Annotated in this window: 14 protein-coding genes and 1 pseudogene; 10 read left to right on the top strand and 5 right to left on the bottom strand. The window is 37.3% G+C overall.

The genetic code is table 11. From position 1 onward, the window contains the following. Positions 1-27: 27 nt before the first annotated feature. Genes efaA through NY10_RS04085 form a run of 3 tightly spaced genes read right to left on the bottom strand, consistent with a single transcriptional unit; the run spans position 28 to position 2,545 of the window. Positions 28-969: an Mn/Fe ABC transporter substrate-binding lipoprotein EfaA gene (efaA, locus tag NY10_RS04095; RefSeq protein WP_058918767.1), complete on the bottom strand. Its 942-nt coding sequence runs from the start codon at positions 967-969 to the stop codon at positions 28-30. Beyond that, entirely contained in the window at positions 966-1,811 is an 846-nt protein-coding gene (locus tag NY10_RS04090; protein ID WP_058918766.1) for a metal ABC transporter permease, read from the bottom strand. Before NY10_RS04090 ends, efaA begins: the two co-directional genes overlap by 4 nt. Continuing rightward, entirely contained in the window at positions 1,811-2,545 is a 735-nt protein-coding gene (locus NY10_RS04085) for a metal ABC transporter ATP-binding protein (protein ID WP_082664178.1), read from the bottom strand. The genes NY10_RS04090 and NY10_RS04085 overlap by 1 nt, the downstream gene beginning before the upstream one ends. Before the next feature lie 519 nt (positions 2,546-3,064). On the opposite strand from NY10_RS04085, the gene NY10_RS04080 reads away from it, so the two are divergent. Continuing rightward, on the top strand, positions 3,065-4,669 hold the full coding sequence (locus NY10_RS04080; protein ID WP_058918764.1) for an L-lactate permease: 1,605 nt from the start codon (positions 3,065-3,067) through the stop codon (positions 4,667-4,669). Positions 4,670-4,777: 108 nt separating this feature from the next. Here NY10_RS04080 and NY10_RS04075 read toward each other — a convergent pair whose 3' ends face one another. Continuing rightward, positions 4,778-5,623, bottom strand: a complete 846-nt coding sequence (locus NY10_RS04075) for an alpha/beta hydrolase (RefSeq protein ID WP_058918763.1) — start codon at positions 5,621-5,623, stop codon at positions 4,778-4,780. A 243-nt stretch (positions 5,624-5,866) separates the two neighbouring features. On the opposite strand from NY10_RS04075, the gene allC reads away from it, so the two are divergent. From allC to arcC, 8 genes and pseudogenes are all read left to right on the top strand, one after another. Continuing rightward, positions 5,867-7,096 (top strand): allantoate deiminase, encoded by a 1,230-nt coding sequence (gene allC / locus NY10_RS04070; RefSeq protein WP_058920232.1) that lies wholly within the window; start codon positions 5,867-5,869, stop codon positions 7,094-7,096. Positions 7,097-7,108: 12 nt separating this feature from the next. Further along, the gene (locus NY10_RS04065) at positions 7,109-8,368 is read left to right on the top strand and encodes an MFS transporter (protein WP_058918762.1); all 1,260 of its coding nucleotides are present in this window, start codon (positions 7,109-7,111) and stop codon (positions 8,366-8,368) included. Positions 8,369-8,440: 72 nt separating this feature from the next. Continuing rightward, complete coding sequence (gene allE, locus NY10_RS04060; RefSeq protein ID WP_058918761.1) at positions 8,441-9,229, top strand: (S)-ureidoglycine aminohydrolase; 789 nt, start codon at positions 8,441-8,443, stop codon at positions 9,227-9,229. A gap of 20 nt (positions 9,230-9,249) precedes the next feature. Beyond that, entirely contained in the window at positions 9,250-10,320 is a 1,071-nt protein-coding gene (gene allD / locus NY10_RS04055) for an ureidoglycolate dehydrogenase (protein WP_058918760.1), read from the top strand. A 161-nt stretch (positions 10,321-10,481) separates the two neighbouring features. Continuing rightward, on the top strand, positions 10,482-12,239 hold the full coding sequence (fdrA, locus tag NY10_RS04050; RefSeq protein ID WP_058918759.1) for an acyl-CoA synthetase FdrA: 1,758 nt from the start codon (positions 10,482-10,484) through the stop codon (positions 12,237-12,239). A 49-nt stretch (positions 12,240-12,288) separates the two neighbouring features. Continuing rightward, positions 12,289-13,551 carry a YlbE family protein gene (locus NY10_RS04045; RefSeq protein WP_058918758.1) on the top strand — a complete coding sequence of 421 codons (1,263 nt, stop codon included), beginning with the start codon at positions 12,289-12,291 and terminating at the stop codon, positions 13,549-13,551. A gap of 120 nt (positions 13,552-13,671) precedes the next feature. Beyond that, positions 13,672-14,406: pseudogene (locus NY10_RS12940) on the top strand (oxamate carbamoyltransferase subunit AllH family protein); the annotation flags it as partial. A 90-nt stretch (positions 14,407-14,496) separates the two neighbouring features. Next, a complete protein-coding gene (gene arcC / locus NY10_RS12765; protein WP_058920231.1) occupies positions 14,497-15,438 on the top strand; it encodes a carbamate kinase in 942 nt (313 codons plus the stop codon). A gap of 61 nt (positions 15,439-15,499) precedes the next feature. On the opposite strand, the gene NY10_RS04035 is transcribed toward arcC, so the two are convergent. Beyond that, the gene (locus NY10_RS04035) at positions 15,500-17,146 is read right to left on the bottom strand and encodes a PucR family transcriptional regulator (protein ID WP_058918757.1); all 1,647 of its coding nucleotides are present in this window, start codon (positions 17,144-17,146) and stop codon (positions 15,500-15,502) included. A 195-nt stretch (positions 17,147-17,341) separates the two neighbouring features. Between NY10_RS04035 and NY10_RS04030 the strand changes: the two genes are divergently transcribed. Beyond that, positions 17,342-18,553 (top strand): pyridoxal-phosphate-dependent aminotransferase family protein, encoded by a 1,212-nt coding sequence (locus NY10_RS04030; RefSeq protein WP_156413265.1) that lies wholly within the window; start codon positions 17,342-17,344, stop codon positions 18,551-18,553. Positions 18,554-18,851 lie beyond the last annotated feature (298 nt).

The following is an 18,851-nucleotide window of genomic DNA, read 5'->3' as shown; positions in this document are numbered from 1 at the left end:
TTTATAAGAGAATTCGTTTTTTTATTTTTATTGAATTAAGCCTTCATGTATCTTAGTTAAATTCCATTCCATCATGCCGTAATAGCTGTCGCCATCTTCGCCTTCTTTTGCGATGGAGTCAGTAAAGATCGTAGAATAGATAGGGACACCGGTTTCTTTCGAAACGCTGTTCATACTTCTTTTGTCTACACTGGTTTCAACAAACAAAGCGGGAACATTGCTGTCTCTAACTTGATCGATAATCGCGCTCATTTGATCAGGGGTTCCTTGGCTTTCGGTATTGATTTCCCAAATATAAGCTCCCGTTACTCCGTAAGCTGCAGAGAAATATTTAAAAGCTCCTTCACTGGTTACGAGTAATTTTTGATCGTCGGGAATGTCTTTGAATTTTTCTTTTGCTTCAGCATCTAATTGAGCCAGTTTTTCTGTGTATTCTTTTGCATTGGCTTCATAGGTTTCTTTGTTAGCTGGATCTTTATCTGACAAGACTTTAGTAATATTTTCAATGTATTGAATACCATTGCTGATATCCAGCCAAGCATGAGGATCTTGCTCTGTTTCTTGTCCTTTTGATGACAAGTACATTGGTTCGACGCCTTCGCTGGCAGCGAAGTAATCTTTTCCGTCTTCTTTTCCAGCGGTTTCCATTAATTTGGTAAACCAGCCATTTCCGCCAGTTTCAAGATTCAATCCGTTATAAAAAACGACATCCGCTTCAGTGCCTTTTTCAATATCAGCTGGAAGAGGTTCGTATTCATGCGGATCTGTTCCGACGGGTACGATACTATGCAAGTCGACATTGTCGCCCGCAACATTTTTGATCATATCCGCTAAAATGGAGTTCGTTGCAACAACTTGTAATTTATCGTTTTCATTAGCAGGAGCTGACGAGTCAGATGAGTTATTGTCGCAAGCTGCCCCAATAACGGTGACCGCTATTAAAGCCAGGAGTAAATTGATTTTTTTCATTTTTTATCCTTCCTTCTCTTTATTAGTAGGTTTTGTTTTGGTGAAAATAAGAATGCAACTAAGAAAAATACCGTAGTTGTCAATACGATCGCAGCACCAGACGCTAAGTTATATGAATAACTTAAGAACAATCCGACCACGGAACTGATGATACCGATCGTAGAAGCTATCAGAATCATAGTAGATAATTTATTTGATAGTAGGTAAGCGGTCGCTGCAGGAGTGATTAGCATGGCCACAACTAGTATCGTTCCAACAGTTTGTAAAGCTGCAACAGCTACTAATGTAAGCAGCAACATCAACACATAATGGATGAGTTGTACTTTTAAACCGTAAGCTTGCGACATAACGGGGTCAAAAGAACTGACGAGCAATTCTTTATAAAAAAGAACAACAAATAAAATAACTAAAATAGCAACCACAACAGTGATGATCATATCGGTTTGTGTAACAGCCAATACATTCCCAAATAAAATATGGTATAAATCAGTCGAGCTTTTTGCAAAAGAAATAGCAATAATTCCGGCAGCAAAAAACGAACTAAACACAATGCCGATGGCTGTGTCGCTTTTCAGCTTACTGTGTTGCGTTACTAAGCCAATAAGTAGCGCCGCAAATACACCAAAAACAGTTGCTCCAATAAAGTAGTTTACTCCTACAATATAAGACACGGCTACACCTGGAAGAACAGCATGGGAAATAGCATCTCCCATTAAAGACATTCCTCTTAGAATGATGAAACAACCGATAACTCCTGATACGATTCCGATAACGATTGAAGTAAATAATGCATTTTGTAAAAACTGGTATTTAGTTAAACCATCTATAAAGTGTGCAATCATTAGTCTTTGACCCCCTTAATCATCAAATCACCCATTGAATCGCCATAAGCTGCTTTTATATTACTGGTTGTAAATGATTCAGCAATTGGTCCATAGCTGATGAGAGATTGGTTTAAGATAACTAAGTCATCAAAATAAGTCGTTACTTTGCTTAAATCATGATGCACGACTAAAATGGTTTTTCCTTCATCTCGAAGCTGTTTGAGTAAATCGATGATCACTTTTTCACTGTTCATGTCAATACCTACAAAAGGTTCGTCTAAAAAGATGATATCGGCTTCTTGAGCTAGCGCACGAGCAATAAAGACACGTTGCAGTTGTCCTCCGGAAAGTTCTCCGATTTGCCGATTTCTAAATTCTTCCATTTTAACTTTTTTTAAACTTTCCGTAACTTTTTGTCTTTCTCGTTCTTTTGGACGATGGAAAAGACCTAATTTAGGAAAAGTTCCTAACAAAACTGTTTCTTCTACTTTGATTGGAAAGGTTAAATCAACCGTATTGCGTTGTTCAACATAAGCGATTTCTTTCCTTACGCTGTTTAAAGGCTGATTGTCAACTGTAGTAACTCCTGATTCTGTTTTTACCAAACCCATCATTCCTTTTAACAAAGTCGATTTTCCAGCTCCGTTCGGTCCAATAACTCCAGTAATAGCTTGTTCTCTAATAGTAAGAGATACATCTGAAAGAGCTGGTTCGTCTTGGTAAGTAACAGTAAGATTTTTCACGTCAATCATGTACAACTTCCTTTCTTTCATTTAATCATTTAATTATAAGTACGAAAATATTTAAGGGATACCTAAACCTTAGTTAAAGTATAGCTAAACTGGTGCTCTTTAGCAACCTTTTTTGTTCATTTTAAGTTAATTTTGCTTTAGATGAAACTTTTTAGTCTTTTGACAGATAGAAGCAAAGAAAAGCGAACAATTTCTTAGGTAAGATTTGCTAGGAGTGGAAGGGTGAGATAGTAATAGACTAAAAAGAACCATTTCTATAACTTACGTGCAGGGCGCACATGAGATAGGAATCGTTCTTTTTTTGAAAATACAAATTATATTCAGATTAAAATACGAAGAGGAGTAGTTAATCTTTATTTTAATACTTAAGCCTTGTATAATAAAAGAGCTACGGAATAATTAATCATTTTTCTCATATCTATTTAGTAGATCTTTTTAAATGCTGCTTATTATTTTATTAATACTCAATTGTTAGCTTTTTTAATAAAACAATATAGTAAATAAGAGGAGTGGATAAAAATGGTTCCTATTAATTTGCTCTCCTGGTCGTTGTGTATCGTACCTATTTTGTTAATGTTGATATTTATGATCATATTTCAATGGGGTGTTTCAAAAGCTGCTCCGATTACGTTGGTTATTACAGCACTAATAAGTATATTTTTTTTCAAAGCAAGTGGAAAACTACTAATCGATGAATTTTTAAGAGCAGGGTGGAATTCGATTGGAATTATACTGGTGATTTTAACAGCTATTTTATCTTATGAAATCAGTTATGAAGCAAGGGCATTTGATACGTTAAATCAGTTATTTAAAAAAATAGCACCGAATGAATTAATTAGAATCATACTTATTGGAGTAGTTTTTGCTAGTTTTTTACAAGGCATTACCGGCTTTGGAGTACCGGTTTTGATAACAGCTCCACTATTATTAGAGATAGGCGTAGCTCCGCTATGGGCCGTTATTATTCCATTATTGGGTCATAGCTGGGCTGGCACATTCGGTACATTGGGTTTAGGGTGGAATTCATTACTTATTCAAACAGGAATTCAGGATCATGCCTTAATTTTTCATTCTGCTTTATATGCTTCATTCTTTTTATTGCTGTTAACCATTTATTCTAGTTATACTATTGCTTATTTTTATGGAGGGTGGAAAGCTGTAAAAAAAGGTTTTATTGCAATTGCAATTATTTCATCAATTCAAGGTATTGGACAAATTATCTTTTCCACCATTAATCCTCAATTAGCTGCTTTTATCCCTAGTGCTATTTCTTTAGGCGCGCTTATCTTGTTATCAAAAACATCGTTATATCGAGACGAATGGCGAATGGAAAATAGCAAGATCATGTTACAGATAAAAACCGAAAAAATAAAAAAAGAGAGGGGATTAACTACTCATCAAGCATTGATGCCTTATTATATTGTTACTATTATCTCTTTAACGATCTTGCTGATTCCTTTTATCGCTACTTATTTAGGAAGTTTTAGTTACGGCCCGCGTTTTACAGAAACAAGTACTGGGTATGGCTTCATAAATAAATCGATTGAACACTATGCACCAATCACACCATTTACGCACCCAAGTATGTTTTTACTGGTCACTTCAGTGTTGACTTATTGTTATTATCGGAAAAAAAAGATCATTCAAATGAAAAAATTTAAACCTATTCTATTACGTGCAATAACCAAATCATTATCTCCTAGCATTGCTATTTTTGCTTTATTATCGATTTCAAGGTTGATGGCTGGAACTGGCCAGACCGAGGTATTGGCTCAGGGGATTGCAAACGTATTAAAAGATTATTATGTCTTAGTTGCTCCTTTTGTTGGATTGTTAGGTTCTTTTATTACCGGTAGTAATATGTCTTCTAATATCCTTTTTGGTGACTTTCAATTACATGTTTCTGAATTTATTGGGTTAAAAACTTCAGCTATACTAGGTGGACAAACAGCAGGTGGAGGAGTTGGAACTTCTATTGCTCCTGGAAATATTATCTTGGGCACAACTACAGCTGGAATTCTTGGGTCAGAAGGTAGAGTATTGATTAAAATTATCCCTTTAACACTTATAATAGTTAGTTTATTCGGCCTATTGCTATACTTAGATTACTTTTTCTTTTTTTAAACGAATATTGATTTGTTGAAATTAGATAATAAAATGGCTACGTAGTAGTATAAAAAGAACAAGTTATTCTCTAATCAATGATTAAGATAATAACTTGTTCTTCTTTAGTTAGTTATTTAGCCAGTCAATAGCTTCTGTATAAGCCTGTTGCGCGATTGGATTCGTTGGATCTTTATCAAAGTCATGCGTTAGTTTTTCAACTGTAAACAACTTACTATAAGGGATTGTGTTTGCTAAGTGTACGCCGAGGGCATAGGGAACATCCTGGTCCTGTTTGCTTTGTGCGATAAAAGCAGGAGGAAGTTGTTTCAGCTCAGTATCTAAAAGAGAAAATTGTGAACGGTCTCTTTTCTGCGGCATAACTACATCTAGCCATTTTCCTGTTTGGCGACAATAAATATAAATAGCATAACGATTTTCCAAGCTGCCTGACACTAATGGTTTAGATTGAACTAACTGATTTTTTAATTTCTCTGGAATTGTTGGATACTGCTGATAGTGCTTACTTGGGGAAAGATAAAATGATTCCTCCACTGAATGATAACCATAGAAACTTAAGATTTTTTTAGGTTTAGGTAATGCTGGATCATGAGCTAACAATAATGCTAAGTAGGCTCCTGCAGAACGGCCGAATAGAAAATAGTCATCTGTTTTAAGTGATAAAACAGATATGAATTGATCTGAGAACCAATTTATTGCTTTGGCCGCAGCTGCATATATTTCTGGAAGAGCTGTTTCAGGTGCTAAGGGATAGTCAATCGCTAAAAAATGGTAACCAGCTTTTAGAAATTGGGAGATATATTCTAAGGGTAAGTCTTTTCGATCACCCCAAATGAGTCCACCGCCGTGTAGGTAGATAATTGTTTGATCTTTTGAACTAGTTGTTGAACGATAAAAAGATGCGTTCAATGTTAAAGAACTGTCTTCAAAAAAAGTAAACGTTTCAGGTAACATAAATAAACTCCTCTCAAAATTTTATTGTCTCGTAACAAGTTAAATTATAGTGAAAATAGAATAGAAGAGCTATAGTAAGACTTACCAATAGCTAAATGGTCACTTGTCTAAATAGAACAAAATATCTTATTAGTTTTTAGCGTATTTGTACAATGCAATCAAATTGAACAGCGCTTACAATAAGAGATGTAAACGGTCACTTTAAATAAAAGTTAGACTTTAAAAGAGAAAGGGATGGCAATGATGAATTTTGATCAAGAAGTAGCGAATAATGTGAAATGGCTTTCAAGTATTGGGGCAGATCCAACAGGAGGAACGACTAGGTTATTGTATTCTGATTCTTGGGTAGAAGCTCAAAATAGCGTCAAAAATAAATTTGAAGAAATTGGAATGAAAACGCATTTTGATGCCATAGGGAACTTATTTGGACGTTTGGAAGGGTCGAAATATCCAAATGAAACGATTCTAACAGGCTCACATATAGATACAGTTGTTAATGGCGGTAAATTAGACGGACAATATGGCGTGTTAGCTTCATATATGGCTGCAAAGATGTTGCAAGAAAAGTATGGACAGCCATTACGTAACTTAGAAGTTATTTCCATGGCCGAAGAAGAAGGTAGCCGTTTTCCTTATGCATTCTGGGGCAGTAAAAACTTAGTATTAGAAGCTAAGAAAGAAGATCTAGAAGATATTGCTGATTTCGATGGTGTTAAATTTGTAGATGCAATGCGCAAAGCTGGTTTTGACTTCAGAAAAGAAGATGAGAAAATTCGTGAAGATTTAAAAGCTTTTGTAGAGATTCATATTGAACAAGGAAACGTCCTTGAAACAGAAAAGAAATCAGTTGGTGTCGTAACCAGTATTGTAGGTCAAAAACGATATACGATCGTATTAAAAGGTCAAGCTAACCATGCAGGAACAACACCAATGAAATTAAGAAAAGATGCTGTGTATGCCTTTAGTAAAATTGTGACACAATCTATTGGAAAAGCTGAAAAGATAGGCGAACCGCTTGTTTTGACGTTTGGAAAAGTAGAACCTAAACCAAATACGGTAAACGTTGTTCCAGGAGAAGTTTTGTTTACAATGGATTGCCGCCATACAGATCAAGAGGAATTAAATCAATTTACACATGAAATCGAAGAAGATATGAAAAAAATTGCTGCAGATATGGGGATGGAAATTTCTATTGACTTATGGATGAATGAGCCGCCAGTACCTATGGATGAAAAAATAGTAACTGCTTTGAAAGAAGCATCTGAAAAAAATAATATTAATTATCGCATGATGCACAGTGGTGCTGGACACGATTCACAAATCATTGCACCTTATATCCCAACAGCTATGTTATTCGTTCCGAGTATTAATGGAATCAGTCACAATCCTGCTGAAGATACTAAGAATGAAGATTTAGTAGAAGGCATCAAAACTTTAGCAGCAGCTCTATATGAATTAGCATACGTTGAATAGGAGGAGATTTTAATGAATAATAATGAAACAGTGAAAAGTAAAGGTTTACCATTTTGGCAGCAAATTATTATTATGCTCTCATTAGGTTGGGTTGTAATTTGGATTTATCGTTCAGCATTATCTCCAATCTTTCCAGAATTAAATGCCTCTCTTGGTGGAGGAATTAGTGATACTGCACTAGGTGCTATTTCTAGTTTCTACTTTTTCGGATATACAGCGATGCAGATTCCAGCAGGAATTTTAGTCGACAAAATCGGACAGAAAAAGGTTCTTATACCCGGTTTTACTTTATTTGCTCTAGGGGCTTTATTGATTGCCTTATCAACAGGTATCGGTATGATTTATGCTGGTAGTTTGTTAGCGGGTATTGGTTGTGGATCTTATTATGGTTCAGCATATTCGTTAACTTCACAACATATTCCTGGAGACCGTCGCGGTCTTTCTACGGCAATTGTTAATAGTGGCTCAGCAGTAGGTATGGGGATTGGGTTAATTCTTTCAAGTCTATTGGTGAAATCTTGGAACCTTCCTTGGCAAACGATGATGTATATTGTTATTGTATTGATTGCTTTATTGATGGTTAGTTTCGTTTTTGTTTTACGTTCTAGTAAAGAACAAACACCTATTGCAGCAGGAAAAAAAGCTAAGACAATAGAAAAAGAAGAACACGAAAAACCAACAATGAAAAGTTTGTTTGCTCCAAAAATGGTTTCAAGTTATATTCTATATTTTGCTACTTGTTATGGATATTATATGGTAGTAACATGGTTGCCAACATTCCTATCACAAGAACGTGGGTTTCAAGGAATTGCAATTGGGTTCTCTTCAGCATTAGTTGCATTTGCTTCTATTCCAGGAGCGTTACTATTCAGTCGTTTATCAGATAAATTCAATAGTAAAAAAATTCAATTTATTATTGTTTTAGAAATAGCAGCAGCAGCGATGTTAGCATTGACTGTACTCGCTCCTTCATCAGCTATTTTGCTAGTCGGTTTAATTCTGTATGGATTGTTAGGTAAGTTAGCTGTTGAACCTATCATTATTTCTTATATGGGAGATGCTGCACCAAAAACCGGATACGGAACAACGTTTGGTGTATTCAACTTCTTTGGAATGAGTTCATCTGTTTTAGCACCCATAGTAACTGGGTATATTTCTGATTTAACCGGTTCTAAAGTTGGAGGATTCTATTTATCTGGTTTTATTATGATAGCTGGAACAATTTTCTTCTTAATTGCAAACAGAGACAGTTTAAAAAAGAAACACGCATAAAAAATAAAGGAGAACGTTGTTAATGTTCTCCTTTATAATAATGTATAAAAAAATAAAGTGAGGTTTTTAATAATGGGTTACAAAAACAAAAGAACAGGCTACAGTGATGAACTATTAGCATCACGTTCAATTATCAGACGAGATAATTTTGCACTGATTCCACAAGATGGATTAGTGAACAACAGAATTCCAGGATTTGAAAATTGTGAATTATCTGTTCTTGGTTCACCAAAATTAGGCGCTAGTTTCGTAGATTACGTTGTGACGATGCTGCCTGAAGGAAAAAACACTAGAGGATTTGGCGAAGAAGGCGTTCAAACATTTGTTTATGTTATTGAAGGCAAAGTCAAAGTGAACGATGGCGAAACCGACTATACATTAGAAACAGGCGGCTATGTGTATTTGCCAGCTGGGAAAAAGATGTATTTAGAAAACATCAACGACGGTCAGAATAGCGAACTGTTCTTATACAAAAAACGCTATGAAGCCATTGAAGGTTATGAAGCACACAACGTTGTTGGAAATGTAAATGACCTTGAAAAAATAGACTATGAAGGCATGACCGATGTAGCGTTATCTGATTTATTGCCGACTGATTTAGGATTCGATATGAATATTCATATCTTATCATTCAAACCAGGCGCAAGTCATGGGTACATTGAAACCCACGTTCAAGAACACGGCGCGTTGCTGCTTTCTGGAAAAGGCGTTTATGTTTTAGATAACGAATGGATCCCAGTCGAAAAAGGCGATTACATCTTTATGGGAGCTTATGTTCCGCAAGCAACTTATGCTGTTGGACGCGATGAGCCGTTAAGCTATATCTACTCAAAAGATTGCAATCGTGATCCGAAAATTTAAGACAGAAAGCAGGTTTAAGAATGACTGAGTTAGAAATGGTCAAAGTAACAGAAGAAGAATTGCATCAATTGATTCAAGCTAAACTTGAAAAAGCAGGTCTTTCTAAAGAGCATGCTTCAGGAGTTGCAGATACGTTAGTCTTTGCAGACGCTCATGGGATTCATTCCCATGGAGCAGTCCGCGTAGATTATTATGCTGAACGAATTTCAAAAGGTGGCAGCAATACCAACCCGAATTTCAAATTCAATCAAACGGGTCCAAGTACTGGTGTGTTTGAAGCAGATAATGGTGTAGGTCATGTGGCTGCAAATGAAGCTTTAAAAGAAGGCATGAAATTAGCTAAAGAAACTGGAATCGGAGTGGTTGGTGTTCACCAAATGGGCCACAGCGGCGCATTGGCGTATTTTGTAGAACAAGCAGCTGCACAAGATTTGATAGCGTTATCTGTTTGTCAATCAGATCCAATGGTTGTGCCGTTTGGCGGATCAGAACCTTATTATGGAACAAATCCTATTGCATTTGCTGCTCCAAGAGCAGGACATAGCCCAGTGGTTTTTGATATGGCAACAACGGTTCAAGCTTGGGGCAAAATCTTAGACGCTCGGTCACGTAACGTCGATATCCCAGCTAATTGGGCAGTAGATGAAAATGGAGAGCCAACAACAGATCCGCATAACGTTAAAGCATTGTTGCCGATTGCCGGGCCAAAAGGTTATGGCTTGATGATGATGGTTGATATTTTATCCGGCATGTTGTTAGGATTGCCATTTGGGAAACACGTTTCCTCTATGTATACGGATATCACTGCTGGTCGTAATTTAGGACAATTGCATATTCTGATCAATCCTAGTTACTTCACTGATTTAACGGAATTCAAAGAAAACATCAATAAGATGGTGGACGAGCTGCATGCAGTTAAACCGGCTAAAGGTTTTGACCAAGTTCTTTATCCAGGAGAATTGTCGAATATCGTTGCTAAAAAATATGAAGAAGACGGCATTCCAATCGTAAAAGAAATTTACGATTACCTTCAAAGCGATACGATCCATTTTGACAATTACGATAAAGCCGATGCATTTGGCGAAAAATAGTATTGTCAAAAAATATAGTTTTAGCAAATAGTGTAGAATACATCAGCTGTTTTATCTCTCTAAGAGCTGATCAATAAAAAGAAATACCTTTAATTAAGAGCACTAAATGAGTTTTATAAACTTAGGAATAAAAAAAATCAAAGAGATTGCGGGGAATTTTAATGTTACACACAATAATTAAAGAAAATGCGTATCAAGACTCAGTTGTCTTAATGCTTTTGACCAACAAACTCAACACGATCGAAGGAGTTAACCGGGTTTCCATCATGATGGGAACGCCAGCTAACAAAGACCTTTTCGAAGGCAGCGGACTACGAACACCTGAACTTGAAAAAGCTTCAGCAAACGATATGGCTCTAGTAGTAGATACAGATAACGATGAAGTTATCGACACTATTTTAGCTGAAATCGATGAATTTCTAGCTTCACAAGGAGCAGCAGATGAAGGCGATACAGAAGAAACAGCTCGTACGTGGGACACTGCTTTAAAACTAGGCAAAGATGCTAACGTAGCGTTGATTTCTGTACCAGGAACGTATGCTGCTTTAGAAGCAGAGAAGGCACTAGACGAGGGGCTACATCCCTTTATCTTTAGTGATAACGTAGCAATCGAAGACGAAGTTCGCTTAAAGAAAAAAGCACATGAAAAAGGCTTGTTAGTTATGGGACCAGACTGTGGGACAGGTATTATCAATGGTGTACCGATGGCCTTTACGAATATCGTTCGTCCAGGAAGAATCAGCATCATTGGAGCTTCAGGCACAGGTATCCAAGAAGTTTCAACAATTATTGATAAATTAGGAGCAGGTGTAACTAATGCAATTGGTACCGGAGGACGTGATTTGTCTGAAGAAGTCGGCGGTATCACTATGTTGGATAGTATCGTTGCCTTAGAGAAAGACCCAGATACGGATGTGATCGTGGTTATTTCTAAACCACCTGCAAAATCTGTCAGAGACAAAGTCCTTGGTTTATTGAGAACGATTTCTAAACCGGCAGTAACGATTTTCTTAGGTGAAAAACCAACATTCAACGAGAAAGATCTGTATCATGCATATACTTTGGAAGAAGCAGCTAAAATCGCCGTAGCACTTTTAAATGGCGAAGAAGTCAAGGCATTAAATGAGACTGTTGAAAAACCAGCGGTATCATTGAAACCAGAACAAACATTGATCAAAGGGTATTACTCAGGCGGAACATTAGCAAATGAAGCAGGTATGCTGATTGCTGATGGCTTAAATTTAGCTGAAGGTTTAACACACGAAGAAGGGTTTATTTTAAACTCTGCGGGACATGAAATCATCGACTTAGGCGATGATATGTACACTCAAGGTAAACCACACCCAATGATCGATCCTGAAAAACGGATTGAAATGATCAAAAAAGCTGGCGATAACCCAGAAACAGCGATTATTTTATTAGATGTTGTTTTAGGTTACGGTGCGCATGACGATATGGCAACTGAATTAGCTCCAGCTATCAAAGAAGCGAAAGCAGCAGCTCAAAAAGACGGTCGCGAATTGGTCGTTTTAGGAACGGTTGTTGGAACATCAGCAGACCCGCAAAACTTTGCACGACAAAAACAAATTCTTGAAGAAGCCGGCGTAATCGTGTGCGAAAGCAATAATAAAGCCGTTCGGACAGCTTTAGCTATTTTGGGTCACACCATCAAAGATGAACCAAAAGAAGTCAAAGAAATTGCTAACGAGGCAGCTGTCGAAGTTTCTGCGCCATCAGAAGCAACATTAGCTTTATTAAGCCAAAAACCATTTGTTATCAACGTTGGTTTGAAGAGTTTTGCTGAAGCGATTGAAGAAAACAACGGCAAATCTGTTCAATTCGATTGGAGACCAAGCGCAGGCGGAGACGTAACGTTACAAAAAGTTTTATACTTCTTAAATAGTTACGTTGCAAAATAAAAACGAACAAACAAATGAGTTTCAGAAAATACAGGAGGGTTTATTGACTATGACTTATAAAACAATTGACGAAGCAAACCGTGCAGTAATCGATAAAATCGTTGCCGGAGCACCATTTTTATTGGATGTTGTACCCGCAAAATCGGTAATCGAAGAATTGAATGAAAAGGTCTTGCTGCATGCAGGACCTCCTATCAAATGGGAAAACATGACGGATCCGATGCAAGGCTCATGTGTAGGAGCTGTTCTTTTTGAAGAGTGGGCTGCAACAGAAGAAGATGCAAGAACGTTGTTAGCAAGCGGTGAAGTAAAATTCATCCCTTGTCACTCTGTTAATGCAGTTGGACCAATGGGCGGAATCACATCTGGAAATATGCCGGTTTTAGTAGTAGAAAACCGTACGGATGGAAACATTGCTTATTGTCAAATGAATGAAGGTATTGGAGCCGTTTTACGTTTTGGAGCTTATGGCGAAGACGTTGTGAACCGTTTACGCTGGATGCGCGATGTTTTAGGCCCAGTCTTAAGCAAAGTGTTGAAAACGATGGAAGAAGGCATGAACTTAAACGTTATTATTGCTAAATCAATTGCGATGGGAGACGAGTTCCACCAACGAAATATCGCTGCCTCATTAAACTTCTTAAAAGAAGTAGCTCCAATTGTTACTCAATTGGATATCGACGAAAAAGAACGTCAAGAAGTTATCACGTTCTTAGCTGACACGGACCAATTCTTCTTAAACCCAATGATGGCTGCAGCAAAAGCAGTTATGGATGGAGCACGTATGATTGAATCTGGAACAGTTGTTACAGCTATGGCTCGTAACGGAGAAAATTTCGGTATTAAGATCAGCGGAATGGGCGACGAATGGTTTACTGGTCCTGTTAATACACCACAAGGGTTGTACTTCTCTGGTTATACAGCTGATGATGCTAACCCGGACCTTGGAGACAGTGCGATTACTGAAACCTTTGGTGTAGGCGGTATGGCGATGATCGCAGCACCTGCTGTTACCCGTTTCGTAGGTACTGGCGGATTCAACGACGCTTTAAAAACGAGTAATGAAATGACTGAGATCACTATTGATCACAACCCGAACTTCCCAGTTCCAACATGGGATTTCCAAGGAATCGTTTTAGGAATCGATGCGCGAAAAGTTGTTGAAACAGGTATTTTACCGGTTATCAATACAGGGATCGCTCATAAAGTAGCTGGACTTGGACAAATTGGAGCAGGAACGGTTACACCTCCAATCGAATGTTTCGAAAAAGCCATTACAGCTTATGCTAAAAAATTAGGTATGGATATTTAAAGCTATTCTTCCAAAACCAGCGGGTCAATTGGTTAAACATTGACCCGCTTATTTTTAAAAACGACTTCATGGAGCTGATATAAAGTGATTTATGTGCAAAAAATTTCAGAACAGTTAGAAATGAAATTAATGGAACATCATCGCTGGAAAGTCCATAGTATTTTTAAAAATGGTTTGAATCTCATTAGTGGAAAAGAATTATTGTTTATTGGAACAGACAAAAATGGTGAATTGCCGTTTGCAGTGCATCTTTCGTTTAAAGACACGAAAGAGGTACTAAAAAAAGTTAACATTGGGGATCCATTCACGTATGATTCGCATTCCAAACGATTGCAAAACAACCAGTTTATTCTATCTTTTGATTATGCAAGTCACTATAACTCACATTTACTGCAACAAAAACCAGTGAATTGGAAACAGATAACAAAAGTACTGAATGAGGCCAAGATGGTTCAAGACCGCAATGGCTTCGGCGAAAAACTGCCTTTCTCCCTTGCTTATTTAGAACAAATGGACACTTCATTTTCCCAAGCTGTTAAGGGTCTTATTTCAGAAAAAGAAGAGAACATCCGTGAAGCGCTGCTGTTTTTTATTGGACGCGGCAAAGGGTTAACGCCTTCAGGTGATGATCTTCTGGTAGGGTTGCTAAGTGTTGATTCGGCTTACGGATTATTAGATCAGAATGTTCGTCTGCTATTAGTAGAATTACTTGAAACAACAACGCGTACAACGGCTGTTGCAGAAACCTATCTTCGGTATGCAGTTAACCATTTGTATAGCACAACGATTCTATCTTTTTTGAAAGAAACCAGCGAAGAATACCAAGGAAACCGCATAAAAACCGATTTCCATCAACTATTAACAAATGGCAGTACATCTGGATTAGATACAATGACCGGTATCCTATTAGGGTTACTGGTGTTAGAAAAGGAGAGAAACACACTTATGGGAAAAAGAGTCGTTATTGCTCTTGGAGGAAATGCAATTTTACGTCCTAACCAAGAAGCAACTTTTGAAAATCAATTAAAAAACGTAGAAATCAGTACAGATTCAATTTCTAATGTGAAAAAAGCTGGACACCAAGTTATCATTACACACGGGAACGGTCCGCAAGTCGGGAATATTCTCCGTCAAAACGAAGAAGCCAAAGACGTTGTTCCTCAATTGCCATTAGATGCATTAAGCGCACAATCTCAAGGGTTTATTGGTTATATGATGGAACAATCACTTAAAAATGCTTTAACTGAAAAAGAAATTTCAGGGAATGTCATCACTCTTTTAACTGAGACAGAAGTAGATGCAAACGATACAGCATTTAACAATCCGACAAAACCGATCGGGGTTTTCTACACAGAAGAAGAAGCTAAACAATTGGAACAAGAAAAAGGCTGGAATATGGCTGAAGATGCAGGACGCGGTTACCGTCGTGTTGTAGCTTCACCACAACCACAAAAAATCCATGGCGTTAGTTCAATCAAAGCGTTGTTAGAAAACGACACCGTTGTCATTTCGACTGGTGGAGGCGGAATTCCGGTTGTAGCAGATGAAAAAGGTCTGTTAAAAGGAATTGAAGCAGTGATCGATAAAGATTTGTCTGGATTACGCTTAGCTGAGCAAGTAGATGCAGATGTCTTTATGATTTTAACTGACGTCAGCAACGTTTACTTGAATTATGGTAAACCAGATCAAAAGAAACTAGAAACAGTTACTTTAGATGAAGCGAACCAATACGTTACGGAAGGTCATTTTGCAGCCGGAAGTATGGGACCTAAAATGGAAGCAGCGATTGCCTTTGCCGCTCAAGGAAAAGAAGCAATCATCTGTTCATTAGAGAACGCTGTTGATGCTCTTGCAGGAACTTCAGGAACTAGAATCGTAGCAAAATAAATCAAAAATAAAAAGGTTGGAACAAAAATGACAAAGTCACTTTTATTCCAACCTTTTATTTTTAACTTCGATTTGTTTTATTTTCTTCGGAAAGTTCGAGGGCTAATCTAAGTTTTAAAGATAAGTCAGGGTCATTGACAGGCATTTCAAAAAGTTCTTCGCATTTAGCGATCCGATACTTAACCGTATTGCGGTGAATAAATAACAACTTGGAAGTGAGTGTGATATCACATTGAGATTCCAAATAAACTTTCAATGTTTTTCTTAATTCTTTATCCATTTCATTGATTGGAAAAGCTAATTTTTTTAAAGTAGTGATACAGAAATGTTCTACTTGGCCTAATGGAGTATTCTCAATCAATTTACTGAACCCTTGGGTTTGGTAATAATGAATAATTTCAAGAGGCTCATTTTGTGAAACAATTTTATAAGTTTCTTTTGCTTCGTCATAAGAAAAATGGATAGACGTTATTTCGCTTACTTCATTACCAATTGAAAAATGAAGCGAGATTGGCAACCTTTCCTTTAGCTGATGATGAATGAGATAAAGCTTGTCTTTCAAAGCTTGTTCAGATTTTTGCAAAAGGATACCATAGCAGATAGTGTCTTTAATTGGAAACAATAGAGCATTTTCAAAATGGTTAGACAGTTGTCTTTCTAACCATTCATATGTTAAATGATAACGGTCTGTTTCGAGTTCTTTATCAATTAGATTCGATTCATGATTTTCAAAATTAACTATAATGATAGTATAGGTAGAAGAATCAACTAATCCATAATCTTTCCCATAATCTAACCAATTAATATCTAATTTTTTTATTTGATTTGTTTCTTGTGTTAACTGATAGAAAAAAGTTTCTCTTAGTTGCAAATTGCTTTCGGTTATTTTTAGGTTCTTGTAAAGGGTATGTGAAAGAACGGTGTTTGCTTGTTCAATAGCGAACTGAGAAAAAGGATAAGGAATCTGATCGGCTTTAAAAATCACTAATAAATAAGGGAAATAAGCGTTGATTTTAATTGGAAATACAGAAACAAGTAGTTTATTGTCATTGTCTATTTCAAAAAGAAACGATGATTCTTTATCCATTTTTTGAACCTTTTTCAAAAAAGGAATCAATTGTTGGTGTTGATAATTCGCAAAAATGAGGTCTTGCTGAAAATGTCTTGATTCTGCAACAATTTCTGTAAACGGGTTTACCAACATAACAGGACGTTTTAAAATAGTTCCCAAATGACTGATCAGTGCCTGTAAGTCAGCGTCTTTAATCATCATATTAGAAAATTTCTTTTGAATATCTAATGCATAATATAATTTATCCGTTTGCTGGTTCCAAATATAAGAAAGCAATTGATGAGAAACAGTTCCTAAGGTGACTGTGCTTGGTATTTGTAATAAAGGAAAGTTTAGGCTGTCCGCAAAGGCGATGACTTCTTCGTCTAACTCACTAATGAATCGGCCTAACTTAATGCCTAACCCTGCAGCCGGTAATTCATAAAGCGATTGAATGAAGGCGCATAACTTTTTAGGATCGTCTTTGAAAGCCATAGCAGTTGTTAATAAGAAAGTATTTTTAGGTAAATATAAAGCAACATCCGGAGTTTCAGTGATTTCGATCGTATCTACTTCTTTAGATAAATCAGCGTGCGTATTTAAAACTCGAATGTTGGAAAAACGTGGTATTTCTAATAGTTCTTTAAGAGTAGTCATTTAATCGCTCCCATATTCGTAAACAGTTAATTTAATCAGGTAAAATAGTAAGCCGTAGTTGTTTATTTTTTAGCCGGTTTGTACTAAAATCATTATAGGCTTTGGTTGATTTAAATAATGATAGTCACACTTATTTTACTATACACTAATAATTAAAGAATTCAAATAATAAAAAAATGGAAGAAGGAGTTTTTTATCATGAAAGAAGTTTCAATTCCAAATAGAATTATTATGACCCCGGGCCCTGTTGAAGTAGATCCTCGAGTTCTGCGAGCTATGAGTATGCCTATTTTAGGACAGTACGATCCTGTATTCAGAGGCCTAATGGGAGAAGTATCGGAATTATTGAAAATTCCATTTGAAACCAAAAACACCCATACTTTTGCGATTGATGGTACATCACGTTCAGGGTTAGAAGCTGCTATGCTGGGTTTGATTGAAGAAAGAGACCGCGTATTGATTCCCGCGTTTGGACGATTTGCTTATTTATGGGCAGAGCTCGCTGAACGTGCTGGAGCCGATATTAAAATGATTGAAAAAGAATGGGGCGGAACGTTTGAACCCTCAGAAGTTATTGCTGCTATTAAAGAATATCAACCTAAAGTTTTAGCAATGGTGCATGGCGAAACATCAACTGGTCAGATGCAGGAATTAAAAGAAATTGGACGCTATTGCCAAGAAAACGATGTTTTGTTTATTGTCGATGCGGTCGCAACATTTGCCAGTACTCCTGTTAAAGTCGATGAATGGGGCATTGATATTGCTGTCGGCGGTACGCAAAAAGGGTTAAGCGTTCCATCAGGCATGTCAACGATCACTTACAACGAGCGTGTTGAAAAGATCTTGACTTCTCGTTACCAAAAAGAACTAGGTTTAGATCCAAAAGTACGCAATAAACGTTTTATCAAAAGCAATTACTTGGATTTAAGCCAAATCCAACGCTATTGGAGCGCAGAAGGAATCAATCACCATACAGAAGCTACTTCTATGATTTATGCTATTCATGAAGGTTTACGCCTTGTACAAGCAGAAGGGCTAACGGACCGTTATGCGCGTCATAAATTAAACGAACAAGCGATGGTTACTGGATTGAAAGCGATGGGATTGTCTATTTTTGGAGATCCCGCAACGAAATTGCCAACAGTCACTTGTATAGAAGTACCTGAAGGAGTCGACGAAGCTGCGCTGCGTTCTACTTTATTATCTAACTTTGGGGTTGAGATAGCAGGTTCCTTTGGTTCCTTAGCAGGTAAAGCATGGCGCATTGGGAATATGGGCTACAGCAGCCGCAAAGAGAATGTTTTATTGACCTTAGCTGCGTTAGAAGCTTCGCTGCTTGTCAATGGTGCGCAAATCAATAAAGGCGAAGGTGTCCTAGCTGCCATGAAAGTGTACCAAGAAAACTAAATGAGTTTTTAAGCCTAAAAAAGGAGCGGCATTTTTAAGCCGCTCCTTTTTTTGGTGCGCCCGGCATGGGTGATAACTTGGTGGTGAAAGTCCACTACAGGCTTGGCAGTAGGAACTGTTAGCGAATAGCAAGGGTGTCTTTCGCGAGAAAGAATCCGAAGGAAGCTGGACGCAAACACTCGCCCTGACGAACAGAAATCTCATACAAGGCTGGATGGAGATGGACGAGCTTGCCAAACAAAGCGAAGTCCGATACTGCACGAGTCTCCTACAGTAAATGAGGCAGTGACATGAGTGG

Origin of the sequence: Carnobacterium sp. CP1, from assembly GCF_001483965.1 — a bacterium.
Lineage (GTDB): Bacteria > Bacillota > Bacilli > Lactobacillales > Carnobacteriaceae > Carnobacterium_A > Carnobacterium_A antarcticum.
This window is presented reverse-complemented; position numbering and strand designations above follow the sequence as displayed.